The sequence below is a fragment of the Achromobacter sp. 1011811831 genome (genome assembly GCF_059760905.1).
In genome coordinates this window covers 195,841-215,603 of sequence record NZ_JCBANG010000001.1, presented here as the reverse complement: position 1 = coordinate 215,603, position 19,763 = coordinate 195,841, and the positions used below count along the sequence as shown (strand labels likewise).

Sequence of the window (19,763 nt, the reverse complement as noted above, 5' to 3'; positions counted from 1 at the left end):
GCCACGCATGTTCGACTACCAGCCCACCGTGCTCATCATCGAGGACGACGACTACATCCGGCGCTTCGTGCGCCAGGCCCTGGAAAGCGAGGGCTGCACGGTCCACGAGGCCGACACCGTCAAGCGCGGCCTGATCGAGGCCGGCACCCGCCAGCCCGACGCCATCGTGCTGGACCTGGGCCTGCCCGACGAGGACGGCATGACGCTGATCCGCGAACTGCGCGGCTGGACCGAGGTGCCGGTGCTGGTGCTGTCGGCGCGCAGCGCCGAGGCCGACAAGGTGGCGGCGCTGGACGCCGGCGCGGACGACTACCTGACCAAGCCCTTTGGCGTCAGCGAGCTGCTGGCGCGGCTGCGCGTGCTGCTGCGGCGGCACGCCCGGGGCGGCGCGGGCAACGCGTCAGAGATCAGCTTCGGCGACGTGCGCGTGGATTTCGCCAGGCGCGTGGTCGAGCGCAACGGCCAGCATGTGCACCTGACGGCGATGGAGTATCGCCTGCTGGCCGCCCTGCTCGCGCATCGCGGCAAGGTCATGACGCACCGCGAACTGCTGCGCGAGGTCTGGGGCCCCTCGCATGTGGAAAGCAACCACTACCTGCGCATCTACATGGGACACCTGCGCCAGAAGCTGGAAGCCGATCCGGCCCAGCCCGCTTACCTGCTCACCGAGATCGGCGTCGGCTACCGCTTCGCCGGCTGACCCCCGCCGGGCGCGGCATTGACGGCGCTTTTACGCGCGCGGCGCCACTCTTGTCTCGGCGTTTATGCGGCTTCTCCTATCGTTGCGATCCGTTCAACGCATGGAGCATTCCGATGTCCCGCAACACCCTGGCCGCCCTGGCGCTGATCGCGCTGGCCGCGCCATCGCATGCCGAGCAGGCGCCCGCCCCGCAACCCACGCAATCCGATTTCACGTTGAGCGCCAACGTGACGCTTGCCAGCCAGTACCGCTATCGCGGCCTGATGCAGACCAACAACAAGCCCGCCATCCAGGGCGGCTTCGACCTGGCGCATTCCAGCGGCCTGTACCTGGGCAACTGGAACTCCAGCATCAGCTGGCTGGGCGACAGCAACAGCGCCGTCTCGGCGCCCGTGGAAATGGACTTCTACGGCGGCTACAAAGGCGAACTGGCGCCCAGCGTGCCCTTCGACCTGGGCGTGATGCAGTACTACTATCCCGGCGACTACCCGTCCGGCTACACCAGCCCCGACACCACCGAGCTGTACGCCGGCCTGGGCTACGGCCCGGTGATGTTCAAGTACTCCATCGCCCTGACCAACCTGTTCGGCGCCGCCGACAGCAAGTACAGCCAGTACTTCGACCTGTCCGGCAACTTCGACACCGGCATCTGGGGCCTGACCGTCAACGCGCACGTGGGCAGGCAGACGGTGCGCAACGTGGACAACGGTTCCTACACGGACTGGAAGCTGGGCCTGACCAAGGACTTTGGCCAAGGCTTTGCCGTGTCGCTGGCCTATCTGGACACCAACGCCGACCGTGGCGCCTACACCAACAGCAAGGGCCGCTACATGGGCCGCGCCACCGGGCTGCTGTCGCTGACCAAGACGTTCTGAGCCCGCCGGGCGTTGACGCGGTTTTTACGCGCCGCGCCCGCATTTATCGGCAGGATTTACGACGCGCTTCCTATAGTGGAAGCGTCGTCAACCACCCCAAGCCGGTACCCCGGAAACACGTTTTCCGGCTCCGCCCGGCCCCACGCCATGATTCCTCGACAAGCTCGCGCCGCCTCTCCAGCCTTCAATCCCGCGTCCCGGATGCCGCCGCGCCACGCGCCGGCGGACGTGTCGCTGACCATCCGGATCGACAGCCTGGACGCGCTGAACCTGCGGCTGGCGCTGCATCGTGCGCTGGGCGCGCGCATCGGCGTCTACGTGCTGGCGGTCGATCACCAGCACGGCCAGACCGCCGTCCAGCTGCAATGCGCGCGCGACCAGGTCGATGCCATCATGCACGCGGTCATGTCCGGCCTGCCGCGCGCCGAATTCGGCCCGGTGCTGCTGGCCGGTTCCGCGCGGAGGCATTGAGCCATGGACATGCCCGCCCGCTCCGTCTTCGAAGGCATCTGGCTGCCCATGGTCACGCCCATGCGCGCCGGACACGTGGATTGCGAGGCCGCCCAGGCGCTGGCCCGCTACTATCGCAACGCCGGCATCGCCGGCCTGGTCCTGTTCGGCTCCACCGGCGAAGGCAACCTGCTGAGCCTGCCGGAGAAGATCGACATGATCGAAGCCATCCGCACCGATCCGCACGCGCTGCCGCTGGTGTTCGGCGCCGGCGGCGTGGACACGCGCGGCGTGGCGGCGGCCATCCGCCGCCTGGACAAGCTGAACCCGGCCGGCTACCTGGTGCCGCCGCCGTACTACCTGTGCCCGTCGCAGCAAGGCATCCTGTGGCACTACCGCCAGATCGCCTGGGCCACCGAACGCCCCGTCATCCTGTACAACATCCCCAAGCGCGCGGGCGTGGCGATGACGGTGAAGACCATGGAAACGCTGGCCGCGCTGCCGCAGTTCGGCTCGGTCAAGGAATGCAATCCCTCGCTGCTGTCCGCGCTCAACGCGCGCGGCAGGATGGACGTCCTCTGCGGCGAGGATCTGGCCTTCCTGGATCACTTCCAGATGGGCGGACGCGGCGCCATTCCCGCCGCGGCGCACCTGTATCCCGAGCGCTACGTCGAGGTCATGCAGCTGGCGCGCGACGGCCACGCCGAAGCGGCGCGCGAGCTGTTCGAACCGCTGCGCGGCCTGATCCGGCTGTTGTTCACCGAGCCCAATCCGGCGCCGATCAAGCGCGCGCTGGCCCTGCAGGGCCTGATCGCGGACGAGCTGCGCCCGCCCATGACCAGCGCCAGCCGCGAATTGAGCGCGCGGCTGCAGCGGGCCATGAGCGTGGTCCAGTGCACGCCTAGTAGGCTGCAGACAGCTTGAACACCGACACGGCGCGGGCCAGGTCGTCGGCCTGGTCGTGCAGCGTGGCGGCCGACGCGGCGAACTCCTCCACCAGCGAGGCGTTCTGCTGCGTCACGCTGTCCAGGTGCGTGACGGCCTGATTGATCTGCTCGATGCCCACGCTCTGCTCGGCCGAGGCCGTGGCGATCTCGCCCATCAGCGGCGCGCTGTTGCGGGCCGATTCCAGCACGCTGCCCATGGTGGCGCTGGCCTGTTCCACGCGCTGGCTGCCGCGCTCCACCGAATCGGAGGACGCCTCGATCAGGCCCTTGATTTCCTTGGCCGCGGTGGCCGAGCGCTGCGCCAGCGCCCGCACTTCGCCCGCCACCACGGCGAAGCCCCTGCCCTGCTCGCCGGCGCGCGCCGCCTCGACCGCGGCGTTGAGCGCCAGGATGTTGGTCTGGAACGCGATCTCGTCGATCAGGCGGATGATCTCGTCGATGCGCTGCGAGCTTTGCGAAATCTCGCGCATGGCGTCGATGGCGTGCTGGGTTTCCTCGCTGCCCTGGCGCGCCAGTTGCGCCGATTCGCCCGCCAGCGCGCTCACCTCGCGCACGTGATCGGCGCTCTGCTTGGCGGTGGCGGTGATCTGCTCCACGCTGGCCGCCGTCTGCTCCAGCGCCGCCGCCTGCTTCTCGGTGCGGTCGTGCAGGTCCATGCTGCCGGCGGCGATCTGGCGCGAGGCCGCGGCGATCGAACCCGTGGAATGCACGATGCTGCGCACCGCCACGTCGAGACGTTCCTGCATCAGCGCCATGGCGTCGAACAGCCGGCCGATCTCGCCCCGGTGATGACGCGACACGATGCTGGACAGATCGCCCTGCGCCACCCGCTCGCACACAACCACCGCCTCGTCCAGCGGACGGATGATGTGCGTGCGGAAAAAGCGCAATGCCGCCAGCAGCACCACCGCGAGCAAGCCCAGCGTCACGCCGCCCTGGCGCCACAGCGTGGCGCGGAATGCCGCGTCCACGTCATCCACATACAGACCGGTGAACAGCAGCCAGCCCCATTCGGGTTCATAGACCGCGTAGCTGATCTTGGGCAGGGCCTCGTCCGATCCCGGCCGTGGGAACAGGTAATCGACATAGCCGCCGCCGGCCTTGCCCTGCGCATACAGATCCTCGAAGATCGGCTTGCCCTCGGCGTCGCGCGTTTCCCGCACTTTGGTGCCGACCAGCTTCGGATCCGGATGCACCAGCAGTGAATAATCGTCGCGGAACGCGCCCACATAGCCGTCGGCGCCATAGCGCAGCTGCGCCAGACGCTGGGCGACATTGCGCTGCGCCTGCTCCAGCGTGAGCCCCTCCCTCACGCCCCGCTTGCCGTTCTGCACGATGCTGGACGCCAGGTCCAGCACATGCCGCAGCTCGGTCTTGCGCTGCGCCACCATCTCGGCCCGCCGCTCCCAGGCGTCCCAGGCGCCCAGGGCCAGCACGGCCGCGCCGATGGCAAATACGAACCACAGCAGTTCCCTACGCAAACTGGAATTTTTCATAGAACCTCTCTTTCTATGCCCACCCTGCGCATGCAAGCAATAGCGGCAGAATGTGACGGTTTATATGTTGCGTTTCATCAGAATACGGGGATGAGCCAGGGTTTTCACCAAGAAGAGATCGTGTGATTGACGCAGGTCAATGCCGCCCGGGTTTTGGCCGCGGACGAAAAAAAACGCAAGGATCAGACCTTGCGTTTTTTGACCGGAGCAGCGCGAGGACGCTGCGGAATTCAAGCGCTGGCGGACGGCGCCGGGGTACTGCCCTTTCGAACCGTGGTCAGCGCGTACAGCAGCACGACGGTCACCGCATAGATGGGTACGCTGCGCATGTTGCGGAACATCATCTCGGACAGGCTGAAGACGCTGTAGCCCAGGCAGAACAGCAGGCCGAGCTGGGCGCCTACTCGCACCACCACGTCATCGCTGCGCATGCGGCGCATGAAGACGGCCGCGGGAACGAAATAGAGGGCGAAGATGCTCAGGATGCCGAGCAGGCCGTAGCCCGCCAGCGCGCCCAGGTAGTCGTTATGCGGCTCGCCGAAGTCCGTGGAGACCAGCTTGGTCACGGTCCCCTGCTCCGCCATCTTGACCAGCTCGGGCCGGAAGTTGGGCACGCCCACGCCGACCAGCGGGCTTTGCTTGAACATCAGCCAGGACGCGTGCCAGAGCTGCATGCGTATGCCGACGGACGTATCGCGTTCCTTGTTTTCGGTGAAGAGGCTCACGTCCGATGCCGCTTCAGTCCAGCGCGTGCCCTTGGCATGCCATGCAGCCACCGCTCCCACGGCCAGGACCGCGGCGATGCAGGCCACGAAAATCGCCTTCTTGCGTACCGTCCAGCCACGTTTGGCCAACAGGAACACCAAACCGCACACCGGCAGCAAACCCCAGCTGCTGCGGGTCTGGGACACCCAGACGGCAGCCAGCGTCAGCGGCAAGGCGAAGATCTTCAACGCCGCCTCAAACCTGGCCCAGCTCGTCAGCGTCCAGGGCAGGGTCACGATCGACATCACGCCGAACAGCAGTGTCAGGTCGGCGAAGGCAACGGCGTTGTAGCGCCCGCCGTACTCCGATACGAATCCCCGTCCCAGACCCGGGTGCAGCAGGATGACGAAAAGCATGATCGAGCCTGCATACGCGGCAAACAGCAAGCTCCATTGCACATGCTGCAGCCAGTGGCGTGGCGCCCGCAACAGCAGCCAGCACACGGGCACAGCCAGCGCGAACCTGAGCAGTTTCTCGATCTCGGACGCGCTCCAGACACCCAGCCATATGCTGCTGATCAGCATGGCAGTGAAAGGCGCGAACAGCGCCACCGCCATCGGCATCAATTCCCGGAAGTCGAACGGTTGCCGACGGGTGAAGGCATTCGACGCCAGGACGACCAGCGAGATCAACGCGGTCAGATAAATGACCGCGGGACCGCCGACGGCGCTGGTCAGGGCCATCGCTGGCACAAGCATGACCAGCAAGGCAATACAACGGGAACTGATCATAGGCATATCTACAGGTGGACTTGCCCGCCAGGAAGCGGGCTGTATATGGGAAAGGATTGGCAGGTGCGCGGCGCCGTCGTTCGACGGGCCACGCTGTGTTTCAGGCACGCAGACCGGCGCTTATTCGAGGTGGAATCTCTTGGACGAAGCCGCGGACCCCTCGTACTCCCGGGCAAGGCGTCCAAAGGCAGCCATGACGCTGCCCGGCCACAACCAGTCACGCCAAAAGCGATCGCGCCATCTGCCGCCTGGGATATAGGCGGGATAGACGATATGCGACAAGGACCAGCCCGGTCGCCATGCCCTGGTCCGGGTGGGACGTCCCGTGAGCGTCAATGTCGGGACCCCCACGCTGGACGCCAGATGACCGACGCCCGACTCATTGCCGATGAACCAGCCGCATTCGTGGATGAAGGCAGCGACATCGGCCAGGGACGGCGCTTGCTGGATCTGCAGGCCGGCTTCCTCCAGGCACGCCCATCGTTCCCGCTCATGCGGCGCCAGGATATAGAACGGCTCATAGCCGTCGCGCTGCAAGCGCAGGCCCAATTCCACGAAATGCCTGGGCGCCCAGCAGCGCTCTATGCCGCTCGACGAAGGATGCACGGCGACCCGTCGCCTGTGCAACCGATGTCGCCCGACCACGGGGGGACACAGGCCGATGTCCGTAGTCGAAAGCGCCAAGCCAAGCTGGTCGCGACAAAAATCGCTGATCTGATTGACCTTTACAAAGCCCTTCCCGGTGATCACGACATGGGCATCGTAGTAGAAGTACGACCGCGCATGATCGTGCAAGGCATAGGGCCAGCCCACATGCATCTGGGCGGCGCAGTCGAAACCGGCGAGCGCACGGGCCGCATCTGACTCCGACAACGAAGGGCGGATGTCCACGCCGGGAAACCAGCTGCGCAACGCATGGGCATAGTCGCCAAACACCGTCACGGCCCGGCCATGCTTGGCCAAGTTGCTGGCCATGGCCATCATCAGCAAGGTATCGCCCAGCCGCGGCGCCATCAGCAACGCAATACGCCTCGCCTCGCGCAGGCTGCGCAGGCAGGAGGATACGTCATAGGGCGGCATGTTCGGCGCGGGTTGTGCCATCGTTTCGGAGGTCAGCGGAATCCGGGGGACAACAACAGCACGATAGTGCTCGGTTCTAGTGAGGCGGGCATTATATTCCTCAAGCGTTAACAATTTAATACCATTAACTTAAATTGCATCGCATTAATAACAATTTTGAGTCCAAGCATTAACAAAAAACCCGCAGGCCAGCTCGACCTTGCGGGTTTTTACGTGAGGGTAAGCACCGGCTGCATCACTTCCAGGCGCCGATGGAGCATCGGCTGGCAAGTACCGCCCCGGAAAATGAGCCTGAAAAGCTCGAACGCCTCGTGGCCAAGCGCCGTCTGGATTCCACTTTAGCGGATTTGCCCCCCTTGCGCATCAGCAAAACGCAGGGCGAGGAAAACCTCGCACGTCCCGGCAAACACGAACGTGATTCCGAGAGGCCAGCACATCTGGCTCGCCCGTTGAAAGTCAACCGCAGCACGATCGGATCGGCCCCCGGCACGTGATCGCCGGACACTGAAAGCAGCAAGACGTGGTCCGCGGCGCTTCGCTGTCCGGCAATCGTTGGCCCATCCTACATATTGTCGATCATCACCTGCCCGAAGCCCGAGCAAGACACCTGCGTCGCGCCCTCCAGCAGGCGGGCGAAGTCGTAGGTGACCTTCTTGGACAGGATGGATTTCTCCATGCTGGCGATGATCAGGTCGGCGGCCTCGGTCCAGCCCATGTGGCGCAGCATCATCTCGGCCGACAGGATTTCGGAACCCGGGTTCACGTAGTCCTTGCCCGCGTACTTGGGCGCGGTGCCGTGCGTGGCCTCGAACATGGCGACCGAGTCGGACAGGTTGGCGCCCGGCGCGATGCCGATGCCGCCCACCTGCGCCGCCAGCGCGTCGGAGACGTAGTCGCCATTGAGGTTGAGCGTGGCGATCACGTCGTACTCGGCCGGGCGCAGCAGGATCTGCTGCAGGAAGGCGTCGGCGATCGAGTCCTTGACGATGATCTCGCGGCCCGTCTTCGGGTTCTTGAACTTGCACCACGGACCGCCGTCGATCAGCTGCGCGCCGAATTCCTTCTGCGCCAGGGCGTAGCCCCAATCGCGGAAGCCGCCTTCGGTGAACTTCATGATGTTGCCCTTGTGCACCAGCGTGACCGAGGCGCGGTCATTGTCGATGGCGTACTGCAGGGCCTTGCGCACCAGCCGCTCGGTGCCTTCGCGCGACACCGGCTTGATGCCGATGGACGAGGTGGCCGGGAAGCGGATCTTCTTCACGCCGAGCTTGGTCTGCAGGAACTGGATCAGTTCCTTGGCCTGCTCGCTCTCGGCCATGTATTCGATGCCGGCATAGATGTCTTCCGAGTTTTCGCGGAAGATCACCATGTCGGTCTTTTCGGGTTCGCGCACCGGCGAGGGCACGCCCTTGAAGTAGCGCACCGGGCGCAGGCACACATACAGGTCCAGCTGCTGGCGCAGGGCCACGTTGAGCGAACGGATGCCGCCGCCCACCGGCGTGGTCAGCGGCCCCTTGATGGAGACCACGTAGTCCTTGACCACGTCCAGCGTTTCCTCGGGCAGCCAGACGTCGGGACCATAGACCTTGGTGGCCTTTTCGCCCGCATAGACTTCCATCCAGTGGATCTTGCGCTTGCCGCCGTAGGCCTTCTGCACGGCGGCGTCGACGACCTTGATCATCACCGGCGTGATGTCGGCGCCAGTGCCATCGCCTTCGATGAAAGGCACGATGGGCTGCTCAGGCACATTCAGCGAGAAATCGGCATTGACCGTGATCTTCTGGCCGCCGGCGGGAACCTTGATATGTTGATAGGACATGAATGCTCCATTTGCTCCGGGTGATTATTCTGCGCGCGCGCCGCGACGCCCGTCGTGCTTCCCGGCCGGGCGCGGCGGCCCGCTGGACGCACGAGGCAAGCGGATGGCAACCCATTCTATATCGCAATGGCCCGCCCGGCGGCGCCCGCCCGGCCGCGAGCGCTAAAATGTGGACATCTATCGCCTATTCACTTTTGCAGATGTTCAACCCATCACGCGACCAAGTCCGCGAATTCTTCATCGAAACCTGGCGCAAGCACCGCGCGTCCGAGGTGCTGACGCCGCTCGAGATCATGGCCCTGGACTGGATCATCGAGCACCCCGAATACCATGGCGACCTGGAAAGCCCGGAAGCCATGACGGCCGAATACGCGGTGGAAAAGGGGCGCACCAACCCGTTCCTGCACCTGTCGATGCACCTGGCCATCGCCGAACAGCTGTCCATCGACCACCCGCCCGGCATCCGCCGCGCCTATCAGAAGCTGGTCTCGCGCAGCGACGCTCACCACGCCGCCCACGAAATCATGGAATGCCTGGGCCAGGTGGTCTGGGAAGCGCAACGGCTGGGCAAGCCGCTGGACAGCGACAGCTACGTGGAACTGATCCGCCAGCGCGCTGAACGCTGAGGCCCCGGCACCAGCCAGCAATGCGCAAGGCATTGCGATCCCGCACGCCAGCCACAACCTGGGCCGCGCAAGACCAACCGTGCAGCCACAGCACAGCGCCCCCGCAAAACGCAGGCGCCCCAAGAGCGGGATGCCACGGATCCGGCTCCGCCGGTCCGTAGGCATGCCCCCTTGAGGGGGAAGCGCGCAGCGCTTCGGGGGTGGACCCTCCTACTTCCGCACGCCCAGATCGCTGGGCTGCGACGAGAGCCAGGCTGCAACGTTGTTGATGTCCTGGTCGGACAGCTGGGCGGCGAACGCGCCCATGATGGGATTCTTGCGCACATTGGCCGTGGCCGCGCTGCCCGAGGCGCCGCGCTTGTAGGCCTTCAGCGCATGGACCAGGTAGTCCGCGTGCTGGCCAGCCAGCGTCGGATAGGCCGGGTCCACCGCGGTCTTGGCGTCGGCGCCGTGGCAGGACGCGCAGTTGAACTTGTCGAACACGGCCTTGCCGGCCGCCAGGTCTTGCGCCTGGGCGGCGGCGCCCGCCATGGCCAGGGTTGCGCCCGCGAGGGCAAGCATGATGCGATTCATGGTGTGGCCCCCTCTTTATTTGAGATTCGAGTAGTAAGCGGCGAGGTCGGCGATGTCCTGATCGGACAGGCTGCCGGCGACGGCGTCCATCGAGGGATGGCTGCGCGCGCCTTTCTTGTACTCGTTGAGGGCCGTTTCGATGTACTTGGCGTTCTGGCCAGCAATCTTGGGTACGTGGTACAGCTCGGGGAACGTCGCCTTGTAGCCTTCAATGCCATGGCAACCGATGCACATGGAGACTTTATCGCGGGCGTTCTGGATATTGCCGACCGGGGCTGCGTCGGCAGCGACTGCCTGGCCGGCGATCGCACAGGATGCCATCGCGGCCAACACGGAAACCGTGCACTTCAGAGAGGTTCGCAACTTCATTGGAATGACTCTTCTTGATATGGCTAGGGACAGGGCAAACACTTCGCGGGGCGAACCCGGCTGCAAAACTGCCCGATTGTACGATAATTGCCATGAATTAATACCTTTGAAAGCGTATTGATCCCCGTCAATCCCATCCGGCAAAACCCCATGTCCGCAGCTCATTCCGCAACGCCCGCGCGCTTCGAGGGCACCGATACCTACGTCGCCACCGACGATCTCAAGCTGGCGGTCAACGCCGCGCTGACCTTGCAGCGACCACTGCTGATCAAGGGCGAGCCCGGCACCGGCAAGACCATGCTGGCCGAGGAAGTCGCCCGCGCGCTGGGCCGGCCGCTGCTGCAATGGCACGTAAAGTCCACCACCAAGGCGCACCAGGGCCTGTATGAATACGACGCGGTGTCGCGCCTGCGCGACTCGCAGCTCGGCGACGAGAAGGTCCGCGACATCCGCAACTACATCGTGCAGGGCACGCTGTGGCAGGCCTTCGAAGCGCCGGAGCCCGTGGTGGTGCTGATCGACGAGATCGACAAGGCCGACATCGAATTCCCCAACGACCTGCTGCGCGAGCTGGACCGCATGGAATTCCATGTGTACGAAACGCGCCAGACCATCGCCGCGCGCCACCGCCCGCTGGTGATCATCACGTCGAACAACGAGAAGGACCTGCCCGACGCGTTCCTGCGCCGCTGCTTCTTCCACTACATCCGCTTCCCCGACCGCGAGACCATGCGCGAGATCGTGGCCGTGCATTTCCCGGAACTGAAGCAGGACGTGCTGCGCGCCGCGCTGGACAATTTCTTCGCGCTGCGCGAGGCGCCGGGCCTGAAGAAGAAGCCGTCGACGTCCGAACTGCTGGACTGGCTGCGCCTGCTGCTGGCCGAAGACGCCACCGCCGCCGAGATCGACGCGCACGCCGCCGCGGCCGTGCCGCTGATGGCCGGCGCGCTGCTCAAGAACGAGCAGGACATGCACCTGCTCGACCGCCTGGCCGCCATGACCCGCGGACAACGCCGCTAAGCCTTGCGCCGGCCCCGCCATGCTGATCGATTTCTTCTACCACCTGCGGGCGCACAAGCTGCCCGTCTCGGTCAACGAGTACCTGACGCTGGTGAACGCGCTGCGCCAGGACCTGATGCCGCCGACGCTGGACGACTTCTACTTCCTGGCGCGCGCCACGCTGGTGAAGGATGAATCGCTGTACGACCGCTACGACAAGGCCTTCGGCGCGTACTACAAGGGCATCGCGGCCGCGCTGCCCGAAGGCCGCGAGGTGCCGGCGGACTGGCTGATCAAGCAGTTCGAAAAGAGCCTGACGCCCGAGGAAAAGGCCGCCATCCAGAAGCACGGCTGGGACAAGCTGATGGAGCTGTTCAAGCAACGGCTCGAAGAACAGAAGGAACGCCACGCCGGCGGCAACAAGTGGGTCGGCACGGGCGGCACCTCGCCGTTCGGCAATGGCGGCTACCATCCCGAGGGCATCCGCGTGGGCGGCGACTCGGCCGGCAACCGCAGCGCGGTCAAGGTCTGGGACATGCGCCAGTTCCGCGACTACGACGACCAGGTCGAACTCGGCACCCGCAATTTCAAGGTGGCGCTGCGCCGGCTGCGGCGCTTCGCGCGCGAAGGCGCCGAGCTGGAGCTGGACCTGGACGACACCATCGCCAGCACCGCGCGCAACGCCGGCCACCTGGACCTGCGCATGGTGCCGGAACGCCACAACACGGTGAAGGTGCTGATGCTGCTGGACGTGGGCGGCAGCATGGACGACCACATCACGCGCGTGGAGGAACTGTTCTCCGCCGCGCGCAGCGAGTTCCGCAACCTGGACGTCTACTACTTCCACAACTGCCCGTACGAAAGCCTGTGGCAGAGCAACCGGCGCCGCAACAACGAGCGTTTCGACACCTGGGACGTGCTGCGCAAGTACAACCCGGACTGGCGGCTCATCATCGTCGGCGACGCCACCATGAGCCCATACGAGATCCTGCAGCCGGGCGGCTCGGTCGAGCACTACAACGCCGAGCCCGGCGCGCTGTGGCTGCGGCGGCTGCTGGACGCCTGGCCCAAGTCGGTCTGGCTCAATCCGGAAGCCACCGCGTCCTGGCAATACCGCCAGTCCATCGCGCTGCTGCGCGACATCATGCAGGACCGCATGTACCCCGTGACCGTCGCCGGCCTGGAACAGGCCATGCGCGTCCTGTCGAAGTAGTCCGCCCGCGCCGCGTGTCCGAGCGTGTTCAACCCGTCAGCCGTCGACCGGGTTCGCGGGCGTATCCAGCGTCAGCTGGTAGAACGCCAGATCCAGCCAGCGACCGAACTTGAAGCCCGCCTCGCGCAGCGTGCCCGCGTGCTTGAAGCCCAGCTTTTCGTGCAGGCGGATGCTGCCCTGGTTGGCCGCGTCGATACCGCCGACCAGCACATGCACGTCGCGCTCGCGCGCGCGGGCGATCAGCGCGCGCATCAGCGCCTCGCCCAATCCCAGTCCGCGATGGCGGCCGTCCACATAGACCGAGTGCTCCACCGAATACTTGTACGCGGGCCACGCGCGGAACGTGCCGTAGCTGGCGAAGCCCATCAGCTCGCCCGCCGCGTTCTCGTAGCCGATCACCGGAAAGCCGCCCTTTTGCTTGGCCTGGAACCAGGCATCCATGGACTCGCGCGGCCTGGGCTTGTAGTCGTACAGCGCGGTGGACGTGGCGATGGCATCGTTGAAGATGGCGAGGATCTGGTCGGCATGGCGCTCGAGCGTGCAGTCGACCAGCGTGGCGCCCTCGGGCGCTTGGAATTCGGCGGACGGGTTCATGCGCTGATTGTAGCGATGGCCCGTGTCTCGCGACGCCGACGCGGCGCGAAAAAAAACCGGCGCGAGACGCCGGTTCAAGCAGATGCTGCCGCTTCTGGCCACTCTGTCAGGCGGCGCGGCTCTCCACTGATCCTCCCGCCGCGCCGGCGGAGCGCAGGCCCGGGCAATTGCGCCAGGCCAGTTCGTCCGCGTCCATGTCCAGGTCGAACAGGTCGTTGGCGGCGGGCCAGGGATGCCGGCGCGCGGCCGACCCCTCCATTTCCAGCACATGGCCGGCGAATCCCCTGGGCGAGCCGCCGCATTCGGCGAAGTAGCGGCGCGCGCTCAGGTCGACCACGTAGGTCGTCATGTCATGGGTGAGTATGGCTACGAATTGGCCGTCGTCGCTGGCATAGGCGTATTGAAACTGTCCTTTGATCAGCTCGCCGCTCATGGGCCGGCCGGTCAGTTGGGACAAGGCACGCGTGACGATCTCGGTCAGCATGGGTCGTTCCTCCGAAAGATGCGCCGGCAGGATGCCGGCGGCGAAGGCGCGAACACAAGCACCGGCGCCGCGATGAACCAGCGGCGTCTGGCGTTGGACGGGAAACCTGCTAAGCGGCTGTCGCGCACCCCGTCTGCAACAGGTGATACGGTGCGGACAGCTTACACCCGTGACCGGGCGGTCTTCAAATCCACCGCGCCGCGCCTGCTTGTTGCGTCGCAACACGGCATGACCGCGCGCCGCGCGGGCCGTTATGCGGCCGCGACCGGCGCGCAGCGGTCCCCACCGCCATCGCGATCGGACGCCGCGCGCCAGTCCTGCTGCCGCAACCGATACAGGACATGCAGGCTGAGCGGATGGTCCTCGGCCAAGGCGGGATGCCGGAACGGAACGGGATCCTCGCGCATGCCCAGCTTCGCCATCACCGCGCGCGAGCGCCGGTTTTCCACCACCGTGAACGCGACGATCTCGGGCACGCGCAACTGCTCGAAGCCCACCCTCAGCGCGGCCTGCGCGGCCTCGGCCGCATAGCCGCGCCCCCAGTATGGGCGCGCCAGCCGCCAGGCGATCTCGATGCCAGGCGCGAAAGGCAGTGCGGACGACAGAGGCCGGATGCCGACGAAACCGATAAACGGCGCCACGCCCGGCGCCTCGACCGCCCAGACGCCCCAGCCATGCTCATCGATTTCGGCCGCCAGCCGGTCCGCCAGCGCGTCGCTCTGCGCGGCGTCCAACGGCACCAGGAATTCAGTGACTTGCGGATCGGCGTTCAGCTCGGCGAAAGGCCGGCGGTCGGCGGCGCGCCATTGCCGCAGCAGCAGGCGCGGCGTTTCGATTTCCAGAGACAGGGACATGCGGGATTCCTCGGATGCGCGGCACGGAACAGCCTGAACCTATCGCACCGTATACACTCCAACGGATTCTGCCATGACCAAGGAATGATTCGCCATGCGCCTGTCCCTGTCGAAGCTGCCGCGCCCATTGGGCACGCTGCTGTTCACCTCCTTCCTGGCCTTCCAGGCCGGCGCCGCCAGCCTGCCGGCCGGCGTCACGGAGGCCGCCTCGATCGAAGGCATCACCGAGTACCGCCTCGGCAACGGCCTGCGGGTGCTGCTGGTGCCGGACGAATCCAAGCCGTCCACCACCGTCAACATGACCTACCTGGTCGGCTCGCGCAACGAGAACTACGGCCAGACCGGCATGGCCCACCTGCTGGAGCACATGCTGTTCAAGGGCACGTCCACCACGCGCAACGCGATGGGCGAGTTCTCGCGCCGCGGCCTGCAGGCCAACGGCTCGACCTCCGGCGACCGCACCAACTACTTCGCCAGCTTCGCGGCCAACCCCGAGACGCTCAAGTGGTACCTGGGCTGGCAGGCCGATGCCATGGTCAATTCGCTGATCGCCAAGGAAGACCTGGACTCGGAAATGACCGTGGTCCGCAATGAAATGGAAAGCGGCGAGAACAGCCCGTCCCGCATCCTGATGCAGAAGATGCAGGCGGCCGCGTTCCAGTGGCACAGCTACGGCAAGAACACCATCGGCGCGCGCTCCGACGTGGAAAACGTCGACATCGGCCAGCTGCGCGCCTTCTATCATCAGTACTACCAGCCCGACAACGCCGTGCTGATCGTGGCCGGCAAATTCGACCCGCAGGCCACGCTCGCGGACATCGAGGAAACGCTGGGCAAGCTGCCCAAGCCCGAACGCGCGCTGCCGCGCGAGTACACGGTGGAACCGGTGCAGGACGGCGAACGCTCGGTGACGCTGCGCCGCGCGGGCGGCACGCCGCTGGTCGCGGCCATGTATCACATCCCCGCCGCCGGCAGCGCCGACTTCGTGCCGCTGGACCTGGCCGCCACCATCCTGGCCGATACGCCTTCCGGCCGCCTGTACCACGCGCTGGTGCCCACCAAGATGGCCTCGGGCGTGTTCGGCTTCACCATGGAGCAGCTCGATCCCGGCCTGGCCATGTTCGGCGCGCAGCTGTCGCCGGGCAAGAACGTGGACGCGGCGCTCAAGACGCTGACCGCCACGCTGGAGACGCTGGACAAGAAGCCCTTCACCGCGCAGGAACTGGAACGCGCGCGCAGCAAATGGCTGACCTCGTGGGAGCAGGTGTACAGCGATCCCGAGCAGGTCGGCGTGGCGCTGTCCGAAGCCATCGCCGCTGGCGATTGGCGCCTGTTCTTCCTGCAGCGCGACCGCGCCCGCAAGGCCACGCTGGGCGAAGTGCAGAAGGCGGCCACGTCCTACCTGGTGCAGAGCAACCGCATCGAGGGCCGCTACCTGCCCACCGAAAAACCGCAGCGCGCGCCGCAGACGCAGCGCGTGGACCTGAGCGAGGTTTTCAAGGACTACAAGGGCGACCCGGACTTCAAGAGCGCGTCGGCCTTCGACCCCTCGCCCGCCAACATCGACAAGCTGACGCTGCGCAAGAAGCTGGACCTGCCCAACGGTCCCGTGCAGCTGGCGCTGTTGCCCAAGGCCACGCGCGGCAATCGCGTGCAGGCGCAGATGCAGATCCAGTTCGGCACCGCGCAGGACCTGCGCGGCCAGCGCGTCAATGCCGCCGCCGTGGCCGACCAGCTCAACCGCGGCACGGCCAAGCTCTCGCGCCAGGACATCCAGGATCGCCTGGACAAGCTGCAGGCCGAACTGGGCTTCTCGGGCTCGGGCACCACGCTGCGCATCGCCATGTCCACCAAGGGCGAGAACCTGCCCGAGCTGACCACGCTGGCGCTGGACATCGTGCGCAACGCCAACTTCCCGAAGGACCAGCTGGAGGAATACCAGCGCCAGCTCGAAACCTCGATCCGCAACGCCATGACCGAGCCCTCGGCGCTGACCTCGCGCGCCCTGGCCCGCCAGGACAATCCGTGGCCCGCCGATGACCTGCGCTACGTGCCGACCTTCGACGAAGCGCTGGCCAGCGCCCGTGGCCTGAACCGCGATGCCCTGGCGAAGTTCCACGCCAGGTTCTACGGCGCCGGCAACATCGAGTACTCGGCCGTGGGCGACTTCCAGCCCGAAGCCATCGAGAAGGCCATCAAGACCGGCCTGGCCGGCTGGAAACGCGCGCCCGCCTATGAGCGCGTGGCCAATCCGTACCGCGAGATCGCCGCGCAGCGCTTCGACATCGAAACGCCCGACAAGGCCAACGCCTTCTACCTGTCGCGCATGCCGCTGAAGCTGCAGGACAGCGACGCCGACTACGCGGCGCTGTACCTGGCCAACTACCTGTTCGGCGCCTCGGAAACCTCGCGCCTGTGGAACCGCGTGCGCGAAACCGAAGGCCTGTCCTACAACGTGCGCAGCTCGCTGTCGGTGTCGGCGTTCGAGCCGAACGCTTCGTGGAGCATCTACGCCATCTACGCGCCGCAGAACCGCGAGCGCCTGGAAAAGGCCGTGGGTGAGGAACTGGCCCGCGTGCTGAAGGACGGCTTCTCGGACAAGGAGATCTCCGACGGCATCACCGCCCTGCTGAACTACCGCAACCTCGCCCGCGCGCAGGATGACGTAGTGGCCGGCGTGTGGCTGGACTACCTGGAGCGCGGACGCACCTTCGCCTGGTCGGCCGACATGGACAAGAAGATCTCCGCGCTGACGCCCGACGTGGTGAACGCGGCCATGCGCAAGTACCTGCGCCCGGACGCCTTCAGCACCGCCGTCGCCGGCGACTTCAAGAAGAAAGCGGCGCCCTGACGCACAACAGGGGCGGCCTCGCCCGCCCCGCCGCTGCCCATCCAGCCCCTGCCTCGGCAGGGGCTTTTCTTTTGGCGGGCCGCCATGATGCGCTGCCTGCCTGCCCGCTCGCCTGCCTGGCCGCACGGAGCGGCGCATGCCGCTACCCCACGCAGGTACCCCCGCCCCCCAGCCGGATCTCCCACGGCCGGCCAAGCCGCCCGAGGGCATTCTCCCTTCCACCTGTGGGGCAATTCATAAGAAAGAAATTTATTACTCGGTTATTTGGAAAGATGTTTTCAACGAATACGGGTTTATCCCAGGTGGGATAACGCGGAGAATTCAGTCATCGGGAACACATGACGAACCACGACGGAGACCCGCCGGATTCGCACCCTAAATCCAAGACACGGAGGTCTACCATGAAAACCCTGACTACCACCCTGCTGATTTCGCTAGCCCTGGTCGGCGTCGGCGCCCAAGCCGCCGATCTGTCGCAAGCCAAGAGCAGCGCCCAAGTCGCCACCGAACTGCAACAAGCCAAGGCCAGCGGCCAGTACACGTTCGGCGAGCTGGACTATCCGCCCGCCCTGCCCCAGGCCGCCAGCCTGAGCTCGCAGCAAGTGAGCGATGAGCTGCAACAAGCCAAGATCAACGGCCAATACACCTTTGGCGAATTGCAATACCCGCCCGTCGTCGTCGCCCCCACGGCCAAGGCCGCGAAGTCGCGCGCCGACGTGCTGGCCGAACTGGCGCAGGCCAAGGCCAGCGGCCAGTACACCTTCGGCGAGCTGGAATACCCGCCGATCGTGCGCTGAACCGGCCATCCGGTGAGCTGCTTGCTGTAGCCCGGCCGGCCTCAGACGGCATCATGGTCCGGGGCCGGTTTTTTCAGCCACGACAAGCGGATGCAGTACCGCCGCGGCAGAGATGCCGCGGTTTTTTTTGCCCATCGAAATGGGCCGCCAAGGCCGCGCGCATTGCGCGCGCCGGCTGCCTCCGACGACGCGTCTGTCAGCGCCGCGCCGACCCGAGATGAAAAAGCCCCCCACGCCGCGCGCCCTGCGGGCGCTAGCTGCCCCCCAAGGGGGCGTTTCATCTTGGTGGGGCCCTGCGATGAAAAATCCCCGCAAGGCATGACGCCCGTGCGGGGATAGGCAAGCCGGGACGCCAAATGGCGCCCTATCCGGCGATTCAGCTGAAGAATTCCTTCACCCGGTCGGTCCAGGACTTGCTTTGCGGCGAATGGCGGTCGCCGCCGTCGTTCAGCGAGGCCTCGAACTGGCGCAGGATGTTCTTCTGCTCGTCGCTCAGGCGCACCGGCGTCTCGACCACCACGTGGCAGTACAGGTCGCCCGGATAGCTGCCGCGCACGCCGCGGATGCCCTTGCCGCGCAGGCGGAAGGTCTTGCCCGACTGCGTGCCTTCGGGGATCGAGATCTCGGCCTTGCCGCCCAGCGTCGGCACTTGCAGCTCGCCGCCCAGCGCCGCCGTGGTGAACGGGATGGTCAGCTCGCAATGCAGGTCGTCGCCGTCGCGCTGGAAGATCTGGTGCTTCTTGATGTGGATTTCCACATACAGATCGCCCGGAGGACCGCCGTTGATGCCCGGCTCGCCATTGCCGCTGGAGCGGATGCGCATGCCGTCGTCGATGCCGGCCGGAATCTTGACCTGCAGGGTCTTGTTGCGGCGGATGCGGCCCACGCCATCGCAAGCCTGGCACGGATCGGTGATTTCCTTGCCGTTGCCGTGGCAGGTCGGGCAGGTCTGCTGCACGCTGAAGAAACCCTGCTGCATGCGGACCGCGCCCGAGCCGCCGCAGGTGCGGCAGGTCTTGGGCGAGGTGCCGGGCTTGGCGCCCGAACCCTTGCAGGTGTCGCAGTTTTCCCAGCTGGGCACGCGGATCTCGGTGTCGAAACCGGCCGCGGCCTGCTCCAGGGAGATTTCCAGCGCGTACTTCAGGTCGGCGCCGCGATAGACCTGCGGACCGCCGCCGCGACGGCCACCGCCGCCGCCGAAGATTTCGCCGAAGATATCGCCGAACGCATCGGCGAAGCCACCGCCCATGCCGCCGCCCATGCCCGCGGCATTGGGGTCGACGCCGGCGTGGCCGTAGCGGTCGTAGGCGGCGCGCTTCTGCTCGTCGCCCAGGACTTCATAGGCCTCTTTGGCTTCCTTGAATTTCTCTTCGGCTTCCTTGCTGTCCGGATTGCGGTCCGGATGGTACTTCATGGCCAGCTTACGATAGGCCTTCTTCAGTTCGTCGTCCGAGGCGTTCTTCGCCACGCCCAGGACTTCGTAATAGTCGCGTTTTGCCATGATCGGTGGGCCCGGAAGCGAGCCTTCTTTTCAGTGCTA

General features: G+C 66.0%; 20 protein-coding genes. 10 read left to right on the top strand and 10 right to left on the bottom strand.

Annotation, left to right across the window (positions count from 1 at the left end; genetic code table 11):
• Positions 1 to 7: 7 nt before the first annotated feature.
• From kdpE to dapA, 4 genes are all read left to right on the top strand, one after another.
• Complete coding sequence (gene kdpE, locus AC6LJ9_RS00875; protein ID WP_498146131.1) at positions 8 to 700, top strand: two-component system response regulator KdpE; 693 nt, start codon at positions 8 to 10, stop codon at positions 698 to 700.
• A gap of 113 nt (positions 701 to 813) precedes the next feature.
• Positions 814 to 1,575, top strand: a complete 762-nt coding sequence (locus tag AC6LJ9_RS00870) for a TorF family putative porin (RefSeq protein WP_498146130.1) — start codon at positions 814 to 816, stop codon at positions 1,573 to 1,575.
• Between the two features lie 147 nt (positions 1,576 to 1,722).
• A complete protein-coding gene (locus AC6LJ9_RS00865) occupies positions 1,723 to 2,046 on the top strand; it encodes a hypothetical protein (protein WP_498146129.1) in 324 nt (107 codons plus the stop codon).
• 9 nt (positions 2,047 to 2,055) lie between these two features.
• The gene (gene dapA, locus AC6LJ9_RS00860) at positions 2,056 to 2,949 is read left to right on the top strand and encodes a 4-hydroxy-tetrahydrodipicolinate synthase (RefSeq protein ID WP_498146128.1); all 894 of its coding nucleotides are present in this window, start codon (positions 2,056 to 2,058) and stop codon (positions 2,947 to 2,949) included.
• On the opposite strand, the gene AC6LJ9_RS00855 is transcribed toward dapA, so the two are convergent.
• From AC6LJ9_RS00855 to AC6LJ9_RS00845, 3 genes are all read right to left on the bottom strand, one after another.
• Positions 2,927 to 4,468, bottom strand: coding sequence for a methyl-accepting chemotaxis protein (locus AC6LJ9_RS00855; protein WP_498146127.1), 1,542 nt, complete (start codon positions 4,466 to 4,468; stop codon positions 2,927 to 2,929). The two genes, dapA and AC6LJ9_RS00855, sit on opposite strands and share 23 nt — an antisense overlap.
• A 230-nt stretch (positions 4,469 to 4,698) precedes the next feature.
• On the bottom strand, positions 4,699 to 5,970 hold the full coding sequence (locus tag AC6LJ9_RS00850) for an O-antigen ligase family protein (protein ID WP_498146126.1): 1,272 nt from the start codon (positions 5,968 to 5,970) through the stop codon (positions 4,699 to 4,701).
• A 114-nt stretch (positions 5,971 to 6,084) separates the two neighbouring features.
• Positions 6,085 to 7,065 (bottom strand): glycosyltransferase family 9 protein, encoded by a 981-nt coding sequence (locus AC6LJ9_RS00845; RefSeq protein WP_498146125.1) that lies wholly within the window; start codon positions 7,063 to 7,065, stop codon positions 6,085 to 6,087.
• A 230-nt stretch (positions 7,066 to 7,295) separates the two neighbouring features.
• Between AC6LJ9_RS00845 and AC6LJ9_RS00840 the strand changes: the two genes are divergently transcribed.
• Positions 7,296 to 7,538, top strand: coding sequence for a hypothetical protein (locus AC6LJ9_RS00840; protein ID WP_498146124.1), 243 nt, complete (start codon positions 7,296 to 7,298; stop codon positions 7,536 to 7,538).
• Positions 7,539 to 7,606: 68 nt separating this feature from the next.
• On the opposite strand, the gene icd is transcribed toward AC6LJ9_RS00840, so the two are convergent.
• Positions 7,607 to 8,863, bottom strand: coding sequence for an NADP-dependent isocitrate dehydrogenase (gene icd / locus AC6LJ9_RS00835; protein WP_103272872.1), 1,257 nt, complete (start codon positions 8,861 to 8,863; stop codon positions 7,607 to 7,609).
• A 200-nt stretch (positions 8,864 to 9,063) separates the two neighbouring features.
• Between icd and AC6LJ9_RS00830 the strand changes: the two genes are divergently transcribed.
• Positions 9,064 to 9,489 (top strand): DUF1841 family protein, encoded by a 426-nt coding sequence (locus AC6LJ9_RS00830; RefSeq protein ID WP_103272871.1) that lies wholly within the window; start codon positions 9,064 to 9,066, stop codon positions 9,487 to 9,489.
• Positions 9,490 to 9,699: 210 nt separating this feature from the next.
• Here the strand turns inward: AC6LJ9_RS00830 and AC6LJ9_RS00825 are convergent, their stop codons facing one another.
• Both AC6LJ9_RS00825 and AC6LJ9_RS00820 read right to left on the bottom strand, forming a co-directional pair.
• The gene (locus AC6LJ9_RS00825) at positions 9,700 to 10,062 is read right to left on the bottom strand and encodes a c-type cytochrome (RefSeq protein WP_498146123.1); all 363 of its coding nucleotides are present in this window, start codon (positions 10,060 to 10,062) and stop codon (positions 9,700 to 9,702) included.
• Between the two features lie 15 nt (positions 10,063 to 10,077).
• On the bottom strand, positions 10,078 to 10,431 hold the full coding sequence (locus AC6LJ9_RS00820; protein WP_498146122.1) for a c-type cytochrome: 354 nt from the start codon (positions 10,429 to 10,431) through the stop codon (positions 10,078 to 10,080).
• Between the two features lie 150 nt (positions 10,432 to 10,581).
• Here AC6LJ9_RS00820 and AC6LJ9_RS00815 point away from each other — a divergent pair, with 150 nt between their 5' ends.
• Together AC6LJ9_RS00815 and AC6LJ9_RS00810 are read left to right on the top strand one after the other, a co-directional pair.
• Complete coding sequence (locus AC6LJ9_RS00815) at positions 10,582 to 11,451, top strand: AAA family ATPase (protein ID WP_212314505.1); 870 nt, start codon at positions 10,582 to 10,584, stop codon at positions 11,449 to 11,451.
• Positions 11,452 to 11,470: 19 nt separating this feature from the next.
• The gene (locus tag AC6LJ9_RS00810) at positions 11,471 to 12,643 is read left to right on the top strand and encodes a vWA domain-containing protein (RefSeq protein WP_498146121.1); all 1,173 of its coding nucleotides are present in this window, start codon (positions 11,471 to 11,473) and stop codon (positions 12,641 to 12,643) included.
• Positions 12,644 to 12,679: 36 nt separating this feature from the next.
• On the opposite strand, the gene AC6LJ9_RS00805 is transcribed toward AC6LJ9_RS00810, so the two are convergent.
• From AC6LJ9_RS00805 to AC6LJ9_RS00795, 3 genes are all read right to left on the bottom strand, one after another.
• The gene (locus AC6LJ9_RS00805) at positions 12,680 to 13,237 is read right to left on the bottom strand and encodes a GNAT family N-acetyltransferase (protein WP_212314509.1); all 558 of its coding nucleotides are present in this window, start codon (positions 13,235 to 13,237) and stop codon (positions 12,680 to 12,682) included.
• 106 nt (positions 13,238 to 13,343) lie between these two features.
• Complete coding sequence (locus AC6LJ9_RS00800; RefSeq protein ID WP_212314511.1) at positions 13,344 to 13,721, bottom strand: hypothetical protein; 378 nt, start codon at positions 13,719 to 13,721, stop codon at positions 13,344 to 13,346.
• Positions 13,722 to 13,972: 251 nt separating this feature from the next.
• Positions 13,973 to 14,575 carry a GNAT family N-acetyltransferase gene (locus AC6LJ9_RS00795; protein ID WP_498146120.1) on the bottom strand — a complete coding sequence of 201 codons (603 nt, stop codon included), beginning with the start codon at positions 14,573 to 14,575 and terminating at the stop codon, positions 13,973 to 13,975.
• 94 nt (positions 14,576 to 14,669) lie between these two features.
• On the opposite strand from AC6LJ9_RS00795, the gene AC6LJ9_RS00790 reads away from it, so the two are divergent.
• The gene (locus tag AC6LJ9_RS00790; RefSeq protein ID WP_498146119.1) at positions 14,670 to 17,426 is read left to right on the top strand and encodes a M16 family metallopeptidase; all 2,757 of its coding nucleotides are present in this window, start codon (positions 14,670 to 14,672) and stop codon (positions 17,424 to 17,426) included.
• Positions 17,427 to 17,827: 401 nt separating this feature from the next.
• Entirely contained in the window at positions 17,828 to 18,223 is a 396-nt protein-coding gene (locus AC6LJ9_RS00785) for a DUF4148 domain-containing protein (RefSeq protein WP_498146118.1), read from the top strand.
• 376 nt (positions 18,224 to 18,599) lie between these two features.
• On the opposite strand, the gene dnaJ is transcribed toward AC6LJ9_RS00785, so the two are convergent.
• Positions 18,600 to 19,724: a molecular chaperone DnaJ gene (gene dnaJ, locus AC6LJ9_RS00780; RefSeq protein ID WP_212315876.1), complete on the bottom strand. Its 1,125-nt coding sequence runs from the start codon at positions 19,722 to 19,724 to the stop codon at positions 18,600 to 18,602.
• Positions 19,725 to 19,763: the final 39 nt, after the last annotated feature.

What these genes read in the sequence shown, in the direction of transcription:
- kdpE (WP_498146131.1), top strand. Translation starts at nt 8, where the DNA reads ATGTTCGACTACCAGCCCACCGTGCTCATCATCGAGGACGACGACTAC.
- AC6LJ9_RS00870 (WP_498146130.1), top strand. Translation starts at nt 814, where the DNA reads ATGTCCCGCAACACCCTGGCCGCCCTGGCGCTGATCGCGCTGGCCGCG.
- AC6LJ9_RS00865 (WP_498146129.1), top strand. Translation starts at nt 1,723, where the DNA reads ATGATTCCTCGACAAGCTCGCGCCGCCTCTCCAGCCTTCAATCCCGCG.
- dapA (WP_498146128.1), top strand. Translation starts at nt 2,056, where the DNA reads ATGCCCGCCCGCTCCGTCTTCGAAGGCATCTGGCTGCCCATGGTCACG.
- AC6LJ9_RS00855 (WP_498146127.1), bottom strand. Translation starts at nt 4,468, where the DNA reads ATGAAAAATTCCAGTTTGCGTAGGGAACTGCTGTGGTTCGTATTTGCC.
- AC6LJ9_RS00850 (WP_498146126.1), bottom strand. Translation starts at nt 5,970, where the DNA reads ATGCCTATGATCAGTTCCCGTTGTATTGCCTTGCTGGTCATGCTTGTG.
- AC6LJ9_RS00845 (WP_498146125.1), bottom strand. Translation starts at nt 7,065, where the DNA reads ATGGCACAACCCGCGCCGAACATGCCGCCCTATGACGTATCCTCCTGC.
- AC6LJ9_RS00840 (WP_498146124.1), top strand. Translation starts at nt 7,296, where the DNA reads ATGGAGCATCGGCTGGCAAGTACCGCCCCGGAAAATGAGCCTGAAAAG.
- icd (WP_103272872.1), bottom strand. Translation starts at nt 8,863, where the DNA reads ATGTCCTATCAACATATCAAGGTTCCCGCCGGCGGCCAGAAGATCACG.
- AC6LJ9_RS00830 (WP_103272871.1), top strand. Translation starts at nt 9,064, where the DNA reads ATGTTCAACCCATCACGCGACCAAGTCCGCGAATTCTTCATCGAAACC.
- AC6LJ9_RS00825 (WP_498146123.1), bottom strand. Translation starts at nt 10,062, where the DNA reads ATGAATCGCATCATGCTTGCCCTCGCGGGCGCAACCCTGGCCATGGCG.
- AC6LJ9_RS00820 (WP_498146122.1), bottom strand. Translation starts at nt 10,431, where the DNA reads ATGAAGTTGCGAACCTCTCTGAAGTGCACGGTTTCCGTGTTGGCCGCG.
- AC6LJ9_RS00815 (WP_212314505.1), top strand. Translation starts at nt 10,582, where the DNA reads ATGTCCGCAGCTCATTCCGCAACGCCCGCGCGCTTCGAGGGCACCGAT.
- AC6LJ9_RS00810 (WP_498146121.1), top strand. Translation starts at nt 11,471, where the DNA reads ATGCTGATCGATTTCTTCTACCACCTGCGGGCGCACAAGCTGCCCGTC.
- AC6LJ9_RS00805 (WP_212314509.1), bottom strand. Translation starts at nt 13,237, where the DNA reads ATGAACCCGTCCGCCGAATTCCAAGCGCCCGAGGGCGCCACGCTGGTC.
- AC6LJ9_RS00800 (WP_212314511.1), bottom strand. Translation starts at nt 13,721, where the DNA reads ATGCTGACCGAGATCGTCACGCGTGCCTTGTCCCAACTGACCGGCCGG.
- AC6LJ9_RS00795 (WP_498146120.1), bottom strand. Translation starts at nt 14,575, where the DNA reads ATGTCCCTGTCTCTGGAAATCGAAACGCCGCGCCTGCTGCTGCGGCAA.
- AC6LJ9_RS00790 (WP_498146119.1), top strand. Translation starts at nt 14,670, where the DNA reads ATGCGCCTGTCCCTGTCGAAGCTGCCGCGCCCATTGGGCACGCTGCTG.
- AC6LJ9_RS00785 (WP_498146118.1), top strand. Translation starts at nt 17,828, where the DNA reads ATGAAAACCCTGACTACCACCCTGCTGATTTCGCTAGCCCTGGTCGGC.
- dnaJ (WP_212315876.1), bottom strand. Translation starts at nt 19,724, where the DNA reads ATGGCAAAACGCGACTATTACGAAGTCCTGGGCGTGGCGAAGAACGCC.